This is a genomic window from Bacteroidota bacterium, assembly GCA_030706745.1.
Taxonomy (GTDB): domain Bacteria; phylum Bacteroidota; class Ignavibacteria; order Palsa-1295; family Palsa-1295; genus PALSA-1295.
The window spans coordinates 1-16072 of record JAUZNX010000019.1; the positions used below are offsets into that span (position 1 = coordinate 1).

Annotated in this window: 15 protein-coding genes; 10 read left to right on the top strand and 5 right to left on the bottom strand. The window is 52.1% G+C overall.

What is annotated here, in order from left to right; all coding sequences use genetic code 11:
• Window positions 1-296 precede the first annotated feature (296 nt).
• The 8 genes from Q8902_14730 (at window position 297) to msrA (ending at window position 11108) form a co-directional block, all read left to right on the top strand.
• The gene (locus Q8902_14730; protein ID MDP4200813.1) at window positions 297-1982 is read left to right on the top strand and encodes a DUF262 domain-containing HNH endonuclease family protein; all 1686 of its coding nucleotides are present in this window, start codon (window positions 297-299) and stop codon (window positions 1980-1982) included.
• 706 nt (window positions 1983-2688) lie between these two features.
• Complete coding sequence (locus Q8902_14735) at window positions 2689-3753, top strand: hypothetical protein (protein MDP4200814.1); 1065 nt, start codon at window positions 2689-2691, stop codon at window positions 3751-3753.
• A 248-nt stretch (window positions 3754-4001) separates the two neighbouring features.
• Window positions 4002-4556: a 50S ribosomal protein L10 gene (rplJ, locus tag Q8902_14740; GenBank protein ID MDP4200815.1), complete on the top strand. Its 555-nt coding sequence runs from the start codon at window positions 4002-4004 to the stop codon at window positions 4554-4556.
• A 39-nt stretch (window positions 4557-4595) separates the two neighbouring features.
• Complete coding sequence (rplL, locus tag Q8902_14745) at window positions 4596-4976, top strand: 50S ribosomal protein L7/L12 (GenBank protein ID MDP4200816.1); 381 nt, start codon at window positions 4596-4598, stop codon at window positions 4974-4976.
• A gap of 177 nt (window positions 4977-5153) precedes the next feature.
• Entirely contained in the window at window positions 5154-8393 is a 3240-nt protein-coding gene (locus Q8902_14750) for a T9SS type A sorting domain-containing protein (GenBank protein ID MDP4200817.1), read from the top strand.
• Window positions 8394-8501: 108 nt separating this feature from the next.
• Entirely contained in the window at window positions 8502-10136 is a 1635-nt protein-coding gene (locus Q8902_14755; GenBank protein MDP4200818.1) for an NAD-dependent malic enzyme, read from the top strand.
• A gap of 76 nt (window positions 10137-10212) precedes the next feature.
• The gene (locus Q8902_14760; GenBank protein ID MDP4200819.1) at window positions 10213-10626 is read left to right on the top strand and encodes a hypothetical protein; all 414 of its coding nucleotides are present in this window, start codon (window positions 10213-10215) and stop codon (window positions 10624-10626) included.
• 11 nt (window positions 10627-10637) lie between these two features.
• A complete protein-coding gene (gene msrA / locus Q8902_14765; protein MDP4200820.1) occupies window positions 10638-11108 on the top strand; it encodes a peptide-methionine (S)-S-oxide reductase MsrA in 471 nt (156 codons plus the stop codon).
• Window positions 11109-11115: 7 nt separating this feature from the next.
• Here the strand turns inward: msrA and Q8902_14770 are convergent, their stop codons facing one another.
• Window positions 11116-11487, bottom strand: a complete 372-nt coding sequence (locus Q8902_14770) for a hypothetical protein (GenBank protein ID MDP4200821.1) — start codon at window positions 11485-11487, stop codon at window positions 11116-11118.
• A 103-nt stretch (window positions 11488-11590) separates the two neighbouring features.
• Window positions 11591-11977, bottom strand: a complete 387-nt coding sequence (locus Q8902_14775) for a hypothetical protein (GenBank protein ID MDP4200822.1) — start codon at window positions 11975-11977, stop codon at window positions 11591-11593.
• Window positions 11978-12064: 87 nt separating this feature from the next.
• Between Q8902_14775 and Q8902_14780 the strand changes: the two genes are divergently transcribed.
• On the top strand, window positions 12065-12571 hold the full coding sequence (locus Q8902_14780) for a GNAT family N-acetyltransferase (GenBank protein ID MDP4200823.1): 507 nt from the start codon (window positions 12065-12067) through the stop codon (window positions 12569-12571).
• Window positions 12572-12644: 73 nt separating this feature from the next.
• Complete coding sequence (locus Q8902_14785) at window positions 12645-13031, top strand: hypothetical protein (GenBank protein MDP4200824.1); 387 nt, start codon at window positions 12645-12647, stop codon at window positions 13029-13031.
• A gap of 55 nt (window positions 13032-13086) precedes the next feature.
• On the opposite strand, the gene Q8902_14790 is transcribed toward Q8902_14785, so the two are convergent.
• From Q8902_14790 to Q8902_14800, 3 genes are all read right to left on the bottom strand, one after another.
• Window positions 13087-13992 (bottom strand): PDZ domain-containing protein, encoded by a 906-nt coding sequence (locus Q8902_14790; protein MDP4200825.1) that lies wholly within the window; start codon window positions 13990-13992, stop codon window positions 13087-13089.
• A 147-nt stretch (window positions 13993-14139) separates the two neighbouring features.
• Window positions 14140-15054, bottom strand: a complete 915-nt coding sequence (locus tag Q8902_14795) for a hypothetical protein (GenBank protein MDP4200826.1) — start codon at window positions 15052-15054, stop codon at window positions 14140-14142.
• Between the two features lie 47 nt (window positions 15055-15101).
• On the bottom strand, window positions 15102-16010 hold the full coding sequence (locus tag Q8902_14800) for a hypothetical protein (protein MDP4200827.1): 909 nt from the start codon (window positions 16008-16010) through the stop codon (window positions 15102-15104).
• Window positions 16011-16072: the final 62 nt, after the last annotated feature.

Here is a 16072-nt window from a genome sequence, read left to right on the forward strand (position 1 = left end):
AAGCCCATGGTCTTACAGATGGCCGTCGCTCGAAAACTCATACATCTCCTCTATGCGATGGAAAAGCATCAACGGGCATATGACCCTAAATATCAAAAATCACAACGGAACGGAGGAACGAACTAATACGGTATCTCCGGAGGGAAGCCGCGCAAGCGGTGCAGTACCCGCCAGCTCAGGGTGGAGCGAAGAGGAACCTTGAGTAAAAGTTTGCTGAGGGTGTGGCATTTTGCAAGCCAAGGAATTAGGCCGTATCTTTGTCAGATGTTTATCACCATTTGAATGGAGTTTGATACGTGGCAAATGCGGATATTGGAATCAAAGACCTAAAGCAGGAAGCTGTCCTCAGGATTCTCGAGGATAGCGCGACTTATCGAGTACCATATTTCCAAAGAGAGTACTCGTGGAGATCTGATGATTGGACTGCTTTTTATGAGGATTTGGAAGCAGTCAGAAGTAGTAAGGAAGGTCATTTTTTCGGTTTCATGACCTTCAGGACTGCAGTCGATGGCGATATTGAAATAATCGAAGGTCAACAGCGACTGTCAACAGTCTGCATTTTTCTGGCAGTGGTTCGTGATATTTATTACGCGGTAAACGACCTTGATTGGAAGGACTTGGACAAGTACATTAATCGCCAGCCCGGATTCAAGAGTACCGATTTGGTAACCCCACGTTTGAGGCTATCAAGAATGAATGCGGATTACTTTCAGACCTTTATTCAGAAGGCAAGCGCCCCAGAAACCAAGCTTGCCAACCAAAAGAAGAGCAAGTTGAGCGTCACTAACCAATTGATACTTGGCGCATATAAATATTTTTATGATCAACTCCAATTAGCGTCCTCACGACTTAGTAAAGATGAAAGTGATGGCTTCTATTCATCAATGGTTGAGGCTTGCACTAGTAAACTTGTAATTGTCACAACCTACGTCACAGATGAAATCGTCGCTTACAACATTTTCCAGACGCTTAATGGACGGGGCCTAGACTTGACGTTGACTGACTTGCTAAAAGTCTATCTCTTTGAAATGGTAGGTAAAGCGAAGACCAACGTAGCCCTAGAACGTTGGGATATTATCAGAGAAACACTAAGTTCTGTCAACACCAATGCTTTTCTTAGGCATTTCTGGCTTTCGACCCGATCATTGGTGCAGGAGCAAAAGCTCTTAACCGAAGTCAAGAAGTCTGTTCACACGGGGCGGCAAGCTCTAAGCCTTCTGGATGAGTTGAAGGAAGAGGCTGGTGTTTATGACTCACTTCTGAATCCAAATCCTGAGGACTGGTCGGACCCGGAAATAGCCGATCTTCTTGAAGAACTTCAGATTCTCTCGACGCAACAACCCCTGCCTCTTCTACTTGCGGGGCAGAAGAGGTTTCCACTTTCAGAGTTTAAGAAGCTTATCCGTTTATGCATTGCTTTCGTCTTCAGATATCAAACGATAGGCGAACTTGAGAATAAGGAAATGGAACGCCTATTCAGTGGCCTCGCTATTGACATTAGGAAGAAAAGTGTGAAAAATACCGCTGAGGTCTCGGAGCGAATGCAGGCCTTGTACCCGCGAGATGATGCTTTTAAAGCACAATTTCTTGGCAAGACAGTCAAAGCTAGGCAGGTTGCAAAATATATTCTGAGTCGCATAGAAGACCACCTTGGCGGAGATACCGAGAAGGTCGCGAAAACAATCACTCTTGAACACATCCTTCCTCTTAGTCCGGACGATGAATGGAAAGCTTATCTTTTTTCAGAAGGGATGAAGAAGGACGAACTTGTACATCGCTTGGGTAACTATACCCTCCTCACTGGGAAAGTGAACAAGGCAGCTCAGAGTAAGTTTTTTACGAAGAAGCGAGATGAGAATTATAAGAATTCAAACCTCAAGATCAATACCTCGCTACAAACTATCAAATCCTGGACTGAAAAAGACATCGCCCACAGACAGAGTTGGCTTGCGTCGATTGCATTGCGGATTTGGAAGATTTGACGGCCATCGAGGATTTGCCGAGGAAGCGGCAGTCCTTGCTGTGATAGCATTTGCCGTGGCGAGTGATGTAGACGGTCTTCTCGTTCTTCTGCGAGATCGCGGTAGTGTCGGTGGGTTTGTTTTGCGCGGGCGCGGCAATCGGTAGCGCGATGAGCGCGCAGAGAATGACAAGCGATGTGAGACGTGGGAGCATGGTGCGCGGTGTAACGATGGGGAGGGGAGTGTCGTGTCGGGCGAGAACATTGGTGTGTGGTAGAAGGGCGGCCGCTCCGCGGCGCCGAACATAAAATGATTGCCCCGCAACCCCGGCCCTCCCGGGCCGGGCTACCCAGCGCAGCGGCTCCGCCGCGAATTCGGATTCTGGCGGTTCGACGGCGGCCGCTTCGCGGCGCGAATAAAAAAAATGATTGGGGCGCCATCCCCGGCCCTTCCGGGCCGGGCTACAACAGCGCAGCCCACTTCGGTGGCGGAACACGGAATTCGCGGCGGAGCCGCTGCGCTGTGTAGCACGGCGCGGAAGCGCCAAGTTATTAACAAAATGAAAATAATTCATCAGATTTAAGATGTTGAGGTGGTGATTTGTTGTTATATAGGGTGAAGGGGTGTCTCTTTATTTGCGCATTATGTTTCCATGGGCATAAATGGAAAATGGCCCAGGCCATCTGGAAATTGCGCTGTGGGGCCTCAATAACCAAAGAAATAGATCATGATCGAATACAAACAGGGAGCGTATCGGGAATTCAATCTGGAGACGATCTTCTCGGACGAGGTCCAGGTACCGGATAACAAGATCATTTGGAGGTCTCGTCATCTTTTGGCGGACGGCCGACCGGACCCGGAGAACGAAGAGCTGATCCAGATCGCGCAGAACGGGATCAATGTCGTGTCCTCGCGTGACGTGCGGCGAAACGTGCGGACTTCGCTGCGGATCGGTCTCGATCTTGCGGCGAGTGGGTTGAGGGTGCTTTATGTCAATAGCTATGCGGGTGTTGCGCTGTTGCGGGAGAGCTTGCAGTCGGAGTTGAATGCGGGTGGGAGTCGGGTCAACCACCCCCTTATCGTGGGCGATGACCCCGCCTTGAAAAGGCGGGGGAATCTAATTGACGAAAGGCGGGGGAATCTCACTGATGAAGGGCGGGTGGATTATTTGAAATCAAATTTCCGCATTCTCGACTGCAAGATGGGGACGTGGGGTGTGTGCGCCGGGGTCGTCCGGAACATGCTTTCGACGACGCGGCGTGTGGATGGCGTGGATCATCGCGAGGCGAAGATCGATGTCCTGATCCTGAACTCGTTCGAGTTTTCGGGTTTGTACTACTACGAGAAGCGTTGGGTCGCGCTGGACGTCAACGATTGGGTCAACGAGATTTCACTGACGGCGATCGTCTTCACGCAGGAGGTCCGGGCCGTCATGGGTGCCGGGATTCCGGTTCGGGGGCCGGTCGGGCTTCTCACAGCATGGGCTATGACCGTTTCAAAAGTGGATGAGCCACTTGTGGGTAGGAATTCGCCGGTTCATGAAAAACTTCCGAAAATCAACAACAAAAAAATATATACTGACGCGGTGCCCCTGGAAATATCGGGTTGCGAGGACGAACAGGGAGAGGACGACCCGGATGAGCCGACGCCTTATGGAGGTCCTTATGACGAAGAGGGCAGGCCGCTGCGGTATGAGTGGGAGGGGAAATTATCGCCGGAATACCCTCAGCCGCCGGAATGGCCGGGGGGAATTACGAATGATGAGCGAGGAATGGGGTGCCGGAAACCGTGAAGGGGGTATCTTCGTTACGGGCGGGCTATTTGGCAGGGGCGGATTGCCGGAGTCTCCGGCGATTGAGGTCCACGCGGGGAGTAACGTTCGCTGGTTATTACGGACCAGGAAGGCGCAACCATGGTTGCGCCGGAACGCTGCGCGAGATGGCGAATATTGGAGAGCTTCAAACTCCGATGATTGCAAGATGCTGCCAAAAGCGATGTTGGGATCATCGATGATCTCATCAAACACAACACAATCAATCAATGACACGCGAAGAAAAAACGCAAGTCGTTGCTGAACTGAAGGAAGTCATCGGCCGCTCGACGGGCATGTACTTCACCGACTTCGAAGGGCTGACGGTCGAGCAGACCACGCGTCTGCGCGCCGAGCTCCGCAAAGCCGGTCTGACCTATAAGGTCGCGAAGAACACGCTGCTGAAGCGCGCGCTGGATGAGTCGGGACGGCTCTCTCCGGAACTGAGTGCGGCACTCGTCAGACAGACGGGCGTTGCGTTCGGGTTCGACGATCCGGTCGCACCGGCGCGCATCCTCCAGGAGTTTGTCGGAAAAAATCAAGATAAACCAGCGCTCAAGCTGGCGTATCTCGAAGGCACGACCTATCCTGGGACCGACCTGAAGAAGGTCGCCGCGCTGCCGAGTAAGAAAGAAGTGATGGCGAGCATCGTCGGAAGCTTGGAGTCGCCTATGCGCGGCATCGTAAGCGTCCTCGGCGCGCTGCAACGCGACATCGTCTATCTTATGGACGCGATCGAGAAGAAGAAGGGCGAAGGCACACCCGCTGAACCCGCAGCCGCATAGTTCAACAACAACTTTTAACAACGTAACCGTAATAAGATCATGGCAGATATTAATGCAATCGTAGATCAGATCAGCGCATTGACGCTGGGTGAAGCAGCGGACCTGAAGAAGGCGCTCGAAGAGAAGTTCGGCGTAACGGCTTCGGCCCCGATGATGATGGGGATGATGCCGGCGGCCGGCGGCGCTGCTCCGGCAGCCGTCGAAGAGAAGACCGAGTTCGACGTCGTGCTTACCGATGGTGGCGCTTCGAAGATCAACGTCATCAAGGCCGTCCGCGAAGCGACGGGTCTTGGCCTCAAGGAGGCAAAGGACCTTGTCGATGGCGCGCCGAAGGTCGTCAAGGAAGCACAGCCGAAGGCCGATGCCGAGGCCCTCAAGAAGAAACTCGAGGAAGCCGGCGCAAAGGTCGAGCTGAAATAAGTGAGTTACGAGAATGTACTCAGCAAGCCCCGGCAAATTGCCGGGGCTTTTGCGTTTATTGCATACGAATTCACACCCTGGCTCCTGTAACAAAATGAAGATTCGGAAGTTATTCGCCCAGAAGGCTGTTACCTTTTCGGAGTTGAGTGGTCATCTTAGAATAGAACCGAACCAACCATGATGAAGCGCGCGGTCCCGACAGTTCTCTATCTTCTGCTGCTGTCAAGCCAACTTAGTGCTCAGGTGCCAAGCGGTCTCTCGTCCGATGGGCGTGATTTCTACTTAGGCTTCATTCGAACGAGCTTCAACTGCACGACAGTCATGCCGTATCAGTCCTACTGGATACTCATTAGCTCGTATTACGACTGTAACGTCACGGTTGGCTACTTCGACCACCAAACCGGTGCGGAAGTGATCGGTAGTCAGGTGCACATTACGGCAAAGAATTACGCGCAGGTTCCGATAAATCTCTCGTATGTCATTGTCTCCGATGGCAACAACGGCAACCTCAACGTTAATGGTGAAGTGGCCGAATACACAGGCATCCACGTCCATGCCGACCGCCCGATCAGTGTTCAATACTTCTCAGCAGGTCCAGACAACTCCGAGATGTATCTGGCGTTGCCGACCAGCGCGCTTGGAAAAGAATATGTCGTTGCTGCCGCGCCAAACGACGATGGGACCGGTGCTCCATCGCCCGCACGCTTTTGTAACAACGGCGGCGAGCCGTCGAGCTCGTTCTTCGGAGTGATTGCCGTTAAGGACGGAACACACGTAAAAATCTTCCCAGCGGGGACGACCCGTAATGGTATCCACGGCGCGACCTCTGGCCCGAATAACGGAAACGGCACGCCTTCGGAACTCGATGTCACATTACAGCGTGGCCAGGTTTACTGGGTGAAGTCCGAGATCAAAACAAGTCCAGGCCCGGGGAATATAGACGAGACAGGATCTCAGATTGAGGCGGACCAGGCAGTTGGCGTGCTTGCCGGCTGCGAAAATGCGCTTAATGGCACGACTCAACTCAACTTTGCCGACATGAGAAATCTCAATCTTGAGATGATGATCCCGACCCAATATTGGACCGACGGAGGGTATCTCGTGATGCCGATGTTCGATTCTCCTGGCATCAATCCGAATGATTACAGTGCCGGGGACCAGGTCAAGATGATCGTGGCCGACCTGGGCGGTTGCCGGGTTACGGGGGACCTCGCGACTGGAACCAGCCTGTATGACGTTCCACTCTATGGGTCCGCCACAGAGAACAACGTCGAGCAGGGAGCGCATTTCTATTCGGACTGTGGCCATAAATTCGCTGTCGAGCAGTACGATTACCGCGGTGCGGGTGGATCCGCGAGCCCGCAGGGGCCATTTACCGCCCCAGCACAGATGAATGTTGTCTCTGCCTCGCGCTATCGCACCAGTTTCATGTGGACCGTCCCGGATGATGTGAAGCAGGTGGCAAAACACCGTTATATTAACGTGATTGCGCGCAGCGATCAGTTATCCAAAATTAAGGTTTGGAAAAACGGAAATCCGATTGGCACGATTGGCAATATAGGGACTCCATTAGGAACGACCACGTTTCCAGACTATCCCCCGTTGACCGGTCTCCGGTACGAACTAGGTGTTGGGTGTTACTATGCGACCGCCGATAGCGCGTTTGCCGTGTATCAGTATGGAGTGTCCGGATTCGATTACGATAACGATCTTGGCGACATGGATGCGGATGACTTTTTCAACGAGTACGCTGCACCATGTGGACAGTCATTCGGTATCGAAGGTGCATACTCGCCGAAGTGTACCGTCGATACTAATTGCACCAGTTGGACGATCCACGTGCATGACTCGAATCCTCTCGATCGGTCCATCTCAGCGGTTGACATCTTGAACGATCCGATGGGTGTCCAGAAGCGAAGACTGGGTATGGATTCAGGATATGTCAGTTCGAATGTCAGCTTCAATCCCGTGAATTTTACGGTCATACCGGGCATCGATACGGTGATCACGGTCGAGCTCGATGTCATTAATCCGTTGAAGAATGCGGAGGCATGGGTTTGGGCGGTCAATGGCGCGGGCAACGACACGGTGATCCATTTACTTTATGCCGCTCCGGCATTAGCATTCGGGGCCCTCACCCCTAACGGCCCTGATAGTCTGACCTTCCTAAATGCACAAGAGGGGGTGGACACTTGCTCCTACTTTGTATTCAAGAATAATGGTGCTCCCGGCTCGTGGAATTACAGTCTTAAGAGTATAAGCTTCCGGATGGGCAATCAAGGCTTTTCGGCTACGACGGATCCGATGCTACCAGCCAGATTGCATCCTGGTGATTCTGTGATTATTACAGTATGCTTTAATGCTACAGAAGCCGGTAGAGTCTTTTTAGATACGCTCGTTGCCCAGACGGACTGCCCAACTGTGCTTGGCGCGCTCATTGGCTCGACGACGCTCCCGGAGATCAATGCCAGCGATTGGGACTTCGGATCGCAGAATCTGGTCGGCAAGACGGTTTGCCATACGGTTCGTGTTTGGAATTCGGGCAAGGCTCCATTTACTCTAACCAATAATTGGGTTATGGAGAACTACGGTGCCGGAGACTTTACATTCCAGGATCAGAACAAGTTACCGGTGGTGCTCAAGCCGGGCGATGCCATTAATCTGCAAGTCTGCTTCACCCCCAGCGGCCCCGTTCGCGATTCATCGATTCTGCGATGGGCGTCGAATATCCCTGAGCCATTTACTCATACCAAGAAGGACTATAGTATCCTGGTGGGAAGTGGCATTCAGCCAGAACTTTCGTGGGACCGGCCAAGCGTACATGTTAAGACGCAATTTGGGACGGTGTGGACCGACACATTGTATCTGCGCGATCTTGGAACGGCTTCGGTCATGGTCGATAGTCTCGGAATCGTTGGTCCCACTAGTAGCGAATGGACAATTGATGCAGTCCAGCACGGTCATTCGACCAACTTCGTGATTGGCCAGGAAACATTGCCAGATAGCGCTTATGTGGTGATATCCTTCACGCCCGACCCCAAATTCGGAGTGTCATCAACCGATACATTGATTGCTTACGATGAGGATGGTTTTTATCCGAAGGTCATTTTGCGCGCTGACACGACCAGTAGCTCGGTCGCCGCGATGGCGCCGGATGGGGGTGCCAGCTTGCTGGTCTCACCGAATCCGTTCGAAGATCGCGGCCTGGTCGCGTTGGTCATGTCGCGGACCGCGAGAGCTTCCATTACGATACTGGATATCCTTGGGCACCAGATGGCGACGTTGCTGAATTCAGCAATTGGGCCGGGCACATACCAGTATACGTTTGACGCAAGTCCCTGGCCGGATGGGGTCTATTTCGTCCGACTTGAGTCTGGGGAGCAGACGCTCACAAAGAGAGTGATGAAGAAGAACTAACCGGAAGGTGGAAGGACTTTTGCATGAGCTTTCTGTGTTCAAAAATAGGTGAGCATACCTCCTTCCCTAAAGAAAGCCTCTCAAAATGGCCATTCGGCCACGAAGGGCATATCGAAGCGGCCGTTACCGACCAAAGCTGATCTTTTGCGCGATCCGACCCTGAACAAGGGCCGAGCCTTTACGGCCGAGGAGCGCGTTGCGCTCGGACTGCGCGGGCTTCTGCCGCCACGGATCATCTCTCTGGATGAGCAGGCCGCGCGGGTCATCGCTACTGTCCGTGCGAAAAAGAACGATCTCGATAGGTACAATAGCCTCATCGGCCTGCAGGACCGCAATGAGACGCTGTTCTACCATGTGCTGATCCATCACCTCGAAGAGCTGATGCCGATCATCTATACGCCGACGATCGGGCAGGCGTGTCAAGAATATGGCCATATTTTCCGCCGCTCGCGTGGGATGTATATATCGGATGCTGACCGCGGGCAAATCCGGTCAATCCTTGCTAATTGGCCGCGTGACGATGTTCGCGTCATCGTCGTAACCGATGGCGAACGCGTTCTCGGTTTGGGCGACCTCGGTGCGCACGGCATGGGCATTCCGGTCGGTAAGCTCTCGCTCTATGTCGCTTGCGCCGGTGTCAAGCCCGAGCAATGTCTACCGATCACGCTCGATGTTGGTACGAATAACGAAGTGTTACTTTCGGATCCTGCTTATCTGGGATTGCCACACGAGCGCGTTCGCGGTGAAGAATATGATAGTTTCATCGAAGAATTTCTACACGCCGCGAACGACCGATTTCCGAATGTGCTGATTCAACTCGAGGATTTTGGAAACGCGAATGCCTTCCGGCTACTTGAGAAATACCGCGACCAGTATTGTCTGTTCAATGATGATATTCAGGGCACGGCGGCTGTGACGTTGTCGGGTTTATTTTCGGCGCTTCGAATTACAGGTGGGAAGCTCTGCGATCAGACTATCGTACTCTTCGGTGCTGGTGAAGCTGCGACGGGCATCAGCAATCTCATCGTGCTTGCCATGACGAAGGAAGGAATGCCCGAAGAGGAAGCTCGCAAGCATTGCTGGCTGATGGATTCGAAAGGACTTGTCGTGAAGAGCCGGACTGATCTTGCTGAGCACAAGAAGCCGTATGCGCATCAGCACGAACCGCTACCGGATCTTTTTTCGGCCGTGCAATCGCTACGGCCAACCGTATTGATTGGTGCTTCGGGACAGTGCGGGGCGTTTACGCATGCGGTGCTGTCACAGATGGCCGGCGAACAGGTACACCCGATTATTTTCGCGCTTTCGAATCCGACGTCGCAATCCGAATGCACCGCGGAAGAAGCCTATCGTTACACCGAGGGTCGCGCGATCTTCGCGAGCGGCAGTCCATTCCCGGATGTCCGGTATGGTGGCCGTGTCATTTCTCCCGGTCAGGCGAATAATGCGTATGTATTTCCGGGCATCGGACTTGGTGTCATTTCCTCGGGTTCGACGCGCGTAACGCAAGAGATGTTTTACTCGGCAGCTCGTGCGCTCGCGGATGAAGTCTCGCCGGATGACTTGAAGATTGGGCGGGTATTTCCTTCGCTCTCCAAAGTCCGGCAACTTTCCGCGTGCATCGCCACCGCTGTGGCGAACGTTGCATTCCAAACGGGACTCGCGACGGTCGAGCAACCGGCTGATGTGCGAGGCTGGCTCGAATCGCTGATGTATGTGCCAGATTATTCGTCATATGTTTAGGCGGTACGCAGGAGTTGTTCTTGTTGGGCTGGTGTCATTTTGCACGGCAAATGCGCACGCAGTTGCTTCTTCGGTCTTGAAGCCAGTTACAGTTTCGCAGTTGCTCAAGCGGATGTCTCGTACCGAGTTGTTCGCGCTGCTCGGTCGAGAAACGCTGACGGACTCCGCCAATTCGCAGAGCCCTGATTCAGGCCTTCGAATCGTGATGCTCAATTTCAAGCCTGTTTTATTCGAGGGACAGCAGGCGGCCGTCAGCGCGATGCTGAAGGACGATACGCTTATCACTGTCGCCGTTTCAATCCCGCGTCGGGGTATGGCGACAATCGACGATTTCACGAAGTTGAAATCAGATATTGTTCGTGAGATCGGTGATCCAACAGCTTACACCGATACCTACATCGACTATATGATGAAAGGGATGCAATCGGTCTTCGGATCGTTTAAAGATGGGAAAATCAAGGTCGATATTTTGACCAAGCTCGGGTCGTAATTTCTTGCGTTATGGAAAAAGCAACATTTGGAGCCGGCTGCTTCTGGGGCGTCGAAGCAGAATTCCGGAAGATAAAAGGTGTCAAGCGGACGGACGTCGGATATGAAGGCGGCCACACGGACCAGCCAACGTATCAGGATGTCTGCACAGACAAAACCGGCCATGCCGAAGTCGTGCAGGTCGAGTTCGATCCAGCGGAAGTCGCCTATCAGGATTTATTGAATGTTTTTTGGGAGAACCACGATCCGACGCAGGTAAATCGGCAAGGCCCGGATGTCGGCACGCAGTATCGCTCGGTCGTCTTCTATCACAATGATGAGCAGAAGCTTACTGCCGAGCAATCAAAGCGCGAGCGATCGGAGTCAGGCAAGTACCGTCGTCCGATTGCGACCGAGGTTGTACCGGCTACCGATTTCTGGCGCGCCGAAGAATATCATCAGCAATATCTGGAGAAGCGCGGTTTGGCGAGTTGCCACATTTGAGCTGGCGTTAATAGCCCAACTTCCAGCCTTCTCCTTCGAGATACACATTGGCGATCAATGAGTCCTCGGTTTTTGGCGTGCGGCCGCTAACTTTCAAGTCGTAAACGACCATTGCTGTGTCATTGTGGCGATTCACCTCGCGAACGGTCACCGCCACACTGTCACCCCGCCAATGATTAAACAAGCTATCGAGTGCGCCCGGAATTGATTCATAGACTTCGCGCCGGTCGCGAGCCAGAGTGTTCACATAGGCAAACGAATCCTGCCTGCTGAGCGCTCGATAACTACTGAGGATGGCATTGCCTGGTGTATTCGGCAGTCCCTGCTGGGCGCAGGAAGCCAGCAGGGGAAAGAAGATTAGAGGTAGTATCTTTGTCATTGTACACAAGATAAGCGACACTAACAATTCATGCAAAAAGTATGCGACGATGAAAGGCACACTGCCATATTCATTGAACTGTCATTATCCCGAACGCACTCGCTCAATAGCCCAACTTCCAGCCTTCTCCTTCGAGATACACAGTCGCAATGAGTGAATCCGATTTGATCTGGTTTGGGCCGGATGCACGAAGGTTATAAACGACAGTTGCCACGTCATTTCGTTTCTGAATCGAGAGGACCTTCACATCGGCGTGCTCACCTTTCCATTGCTGAAGGAGCGCGTGTGCCGCCGCTGGAAGCGCTTCATAGACGCCCCGTTTATCACGCGTGAGTGATTGAAGGTATCCAATAGAATCCTGGTTCGTAAGCGCCACATAGCTTCGGACAACCGCGTTCGCAGGCGTGTCTTTATCCTGTGGCCCCACACATGAACTTAGAATCAGAGAAGGCGTGAAGAGAGCGAGAAGAATGACGAATGATTGGCGCATAGTACAATAGAATTGTCCAATGCTACAAGACGCAAACCCCGTGCTGAATTATTTCCCCGGGGATTTGTATTCCATTGGGTGCAGAATGTGAAGCCGGACTCATTGAATCGCGAGGACAGAATCGTCTTACGCGCTCCACGTGCAGGGGATATAGGCCTGGTCATTCATCGTCATGGAGTCCTCTATGCTGAGGAGTACGGCTGGAACGAGCAGTTCGAAGCACTCGTGGCGGAAGTCGCTGCGAAATTCCTGAAGCGACATGATTCCGTGAAGGAGCGGTGCTGGATCGCTGAGTTGGATGGCGAGTTCGCGGGATGTATCTTCATCGTTCGGGAATCTGAGAAGGTTGCGAAGCTCAGGCTTCTGCTCGTCGAGCCGAAAGCACGCGGTTTTGGACTTGGCAGACGATTGATTCAGGAGTGCATCGACTTCGCAACTAATGCCGGCTACGAAAAGATGGTCCTCTGGACAAACGATGTCCTTCATGCCGCGCGGCATCTTTATGAGGAGTTCGGCTTCCATCTCATCCATGAAGAGCCAAACACGCTCTTCGGTCCGCTGACGACGGCGCAGACGTGGGAGCGGTCATTGTGACAGACGGAACTCATCAAATGCCCACTCGGTCTTAGCCTATCCAATCGATCCTGTTACTAAACGTTGTCCTGCAATGGAAAACAAAAATGTGAAGTCCGATAATACTGCGGCCGCGATCCTGACTGACGGAGGAGAACCGGAAACAGAGACTGCTGCCGGAACGCCGTTCCCGTTCCTGACGGGATTCTGGAGCAAGGGTGATGAGATCGCAATCACCGGAGGGGTGCTCTTCGCCCTGGGAATGATCCTGATCACCGCAATCAAGACGGACGTCTCACCGACGGGTCTGCTCATCGGACTTCTCTTCGGCGGTCTCTATGGCCTCATTATCTGGCTGGCCTTGAAGCTCTACTCTGAAATGGCCGGGGTCTGGCTCAACGTGGAGGAGAGTACTCGTATCGTCGCAGATATTATGTCCCGCAAAGAGGCGCAAGAACTTCAGGAAGCTGGTCGTGAGTAGAAAATAAAAGTGTTTCCACGACCAATCGCATCCTCGGGCTCCTCTTAGGCAATCTCTAATTTCTCGGTCCCGTCACAAGTGTATCCAGAAAAACTTGGTTGGGCCAGCGCCAGACAGTATAAATCATCCGACGACCCACATCGGATTTCATGCGATGCATGGTCTCGACGATGTCAATGTTCTGCATACTCCGGCCATCAATTTCGAGGATTTCATCGTCAGTCTTCAAACCGCTCGCCGCTGCTGGCGTATTTGGAAAAACATAAATGGCGGGCCAGAAGTTGAGTCCGTCACTTGTCCAAATAGTTGGTCTTATACCCGATTGTCCCTTCCCGACAGGAAGCGCAATTGGCGTGGGATTGAAGAACGGGTGAAAAAATGATTCAGGTAGAAGAAGCTGAGATGCAACCAATGCATTCTGCGAGCTTGCCACCCCGCCGGCCTGATATTGACCGATTTCCTTCAACGTTCTTGCATCGTAAACAATAATTGTTAATTCCGGAAAAGCCCGAGATCTTGAATCGTATCGCGGAATACGAGGTTTATGATCCAACGATCCAAAAGACGACGAGATGAAGGAGAATGGTAGCACCCGCTTCATAGGAACCGTAACAAATCTCGTTGAGTCGAATTTCTCGCGCAAATTGAAATCAGTTCTCACACATTCAGTCACGATGAAATCTGCTGAATCAATATCGTCCACATAACGGTATCCGCGACTAATAAGCTTATTGACGAGAGCAAACAACATTGCATTTTCATCATTGCCGGACAATTGTACCGAAGCTGAATCCAATTCGGAATAAGGGATGGCAGTGAAAGAACGGTAGAGGCTTGGACCGAAACGAGAAAGAGAATCAATTCTTTGGATCGAGCGAGGACCATCGATCCAGTATGTTGGCTGACAACTGGCGATTCCAATTGAGGCAAGTAGAATGTAGAGGAGTATGTATCGGCGCATTATTAGTTTTGAGATCAATCAGTCGAAAAATAACCGCAGACCCCACTCATGGCATTTCCCGGTACTTCGCTCATAATCAATCGGAAAAAAGATTCTCCTCATCCGACCACTTGCACGTTTGAATGGCAGGCAAACTTCTGCAAGTCACTATCGAATGCGGCGCTCGTAGACCAGCGTATCCCTAATCAGCCTTTTGCCGCGCAACGCTTCGAGTGTGATGCGGCGGCCAACATCACCTTTCATCCGTTTGTAGAAATCAACGTAGCTAATGCCATCGAGAGATTCGCCATCCAGATTCGTGAGTAAATCTCCGAGTTTGAGTCTGCTGTGGCCTGCGGCGGAATTGATCGTGATAGAGACAATCTCCGGGAAGATGTGCGGGTAGTCAGCACGCGAAATCTTAACAGCAAATCCCGCCGAGCCAGGACCGAGGACGGAATCCCAAAGGTTGATCTCGAGATTCTCGGAGAGCCGGTATTCGACAAGCGTAGGGAGCATCTTCTCAGCGATTGCGACCCGACTGAAGTCAGAATCAATGGCTGCGCCTACAAACTGTCCGGCGCACTCCGAACTCCGCACATCATAAACGAAAAGCTCGAGGCGGGTCGGTAATCTCTTTCGACTCACTCGTTCGCGGACAGAATCCAACGGATTTAGTATGTATGGCTGGATATTCTCAAGAGCGGGTGGCAAAAACGTCACATGCGGATAATCGTTGGTTTGGATTTCGTCGGAAAGCTTTGCCGTAACTATGAAGTCCAGCGAATCCAGATCGGTGGAATAATGGTATCCTCGTGATCGCAACTCGCGTACGACGGAGTATAGTATCTTCCGTTCGTCCGAATCTGCCGGTTGTTGTGTGAGAGCGGAAGAAGGGACTGCTGCAAATGTGTGGCATGCGTCGAAGTTCGGCTCGTAGTCGTAGCTGTATTTCTTGAGGCGTGTAGTGAAGCGGGGTTCGTCGTACAGGTAGGTGGAGTTGCAGCCAACCAGGAATGCCAGCGCTCCCAGAATCGCCAGCACGCGGGACAGAACTGATATAGCATTTGCTTTTGAAGCCATTGTAGAGTTAACCCGGGCAGTGTTCGGACTATTGCACCCCATGAGCACTAATTTCTCGGCCCCATCACTATCGTGTCTAAGAAGACGGTGCCAGGCCATCGCCAAGCGGTGAGAATCAGTCTGTGTCCGACTTCTCCCTTCATGCGACGCCGGAATTCAATTAAGTCAATGTTTTGTGTGCTGCGGCCATCAATTTCTAGTATGAGATCATAGTCTTTCAAGTGGCTTGATGCTGCAGGTGAATTTGGGTAGATAGTGACTGTGGGCCAGAAATTAAGGGCATCGAAAGTCCATATGGATGGTCGTAGGCCAGCTTGCCCCTTCCCTGAGGGAAAAGTCATTGGCACTGGATTGTAGAACGCGCGAAAGAACGATGCAGGAATAAGATGCTGAGAAGCGACCAAGACATTCCCTGCATTTGCAATACCACCGGACTGATATTGGCCGATTTCTTTCAAGGTTTTCGAATCGTAAACGACAATTGTCAATTTCGGGGAAACTCGAGCATTTCGATCATATTGAGGAATCAGAGGTTCGTGATCCAAGGATCCGAAAGGAGAGGAGTTGAGGGAAAATGGCAAGACACGCTTCATGGGGAGAGCAATATACTTGGTTGAATCCACTTCTTCGTGCCATTTGAAATCCCTTCTTATGCATTCAGTCACGATGAAATCCGCTGAGTCAAGATCGTCCACATATTGAAACCCCTGTCCTAGAAGCTCATTGACAAGTGCAAACAACATTGCATTTTCATCTCTACCGAACACCTGCGCAGCTGCCGAATCCAGCTCTGAATAGGGAATAGCAGTGAACGAATGATAAAGGCTGGGACCAAACCGGGCCAGCGAATCAACGCTTTGGATCGATCGCGGTCCATCGATCCAGTACCAAGACTGGTGGCAACTCGTAATGCTAAGCGAGGAAAGAAAGACGGCGAGAAATGTGAATCGGCCCATTGTAGGTTCTAATGTCAATCGTTACCAATGAACACAGACCCTGCTCGGAGCATTTCCCGGCC

Excerpts from the sequence above, each read along its gene's own strand:
- Q8902_14800 (MDP4200827.1), bottom strand. The coding sequence starts at position 16,010 with ATGGGCCGATTCACATTTCTCGCCGTCTTTCTTTCCTCGCTTAGCATT.
- Q8902_14775 (MDP4200822.1), bottom strand. The coding sequence starts at position 11,977 with ATGCGCCAATCATTCGTCATTCTTCTCGCTCTCTTCACGCCTTCTCTG.
- Q8902_14770 (MDP4200821.1), bottom strand. The coding sequence starts at position 11,487 with ATGACAAAGATACTACCTCTAATCTTCTTTCCCCTGCTGGCTTCCTGC.
- rplL (MDP4200816.1), top strand. The coding sequence starts at position 4,596 with ATGGCAGATATTAATGCAATCGTAGATCAGATCAGCGCATTGACGCTG.
- rplJ (MDP4200815.1), top strand. The coding sequence starts at position 4,002 with ATGACACGCGAAGAAAAAACGCAAGTCGTTGCTGAACTGAAGGAAGTC.
- Q8902_14795 (MDP4200826.1), bottom strand. The coding sequence starts at position 15,054 with ATGGCTTCAAAAGCAAATGCTATATCAGTTCTGTCCCGCGTGCTGGCG.
- Q8902_14750 (MDP4200817.1), top strand. The coding sequence starts at position 5,154 with ATGATGAAGCGCGCGGTCCCGACAGTTCTCTATCTTCTGCTGCTGTCA.
- Q8902_14785 (MDP4200824.1), top strand. The coding sequence starts at position 12,645 with ATGGAAAACAAAAATGTGAAGTCCGATAATACTGCGGCCGCGATCCTG.
- Q8902_14790 (MDP4200825.1), bottom strand. The coding sequence starts at position 13,992 with ATGCGCCGATACATACTCCTCTACATTCTACTTGCCTCAATTGGAATC.
- Q8902_14735 (MDP4200814.1), top strand. The coding sequence starts at position 2,689 with ATGATCGAATACAAACAGGGAGCGTATCGGGAATTCAATCTGGAGACG.
- msrA (MDP4200820.1), top strand. The coding sequence starts at position 10,638 with ATGGAAAAAGCAACATTTGGAGCCGGCTGCTTCTGGGGCGTCGAAGCA.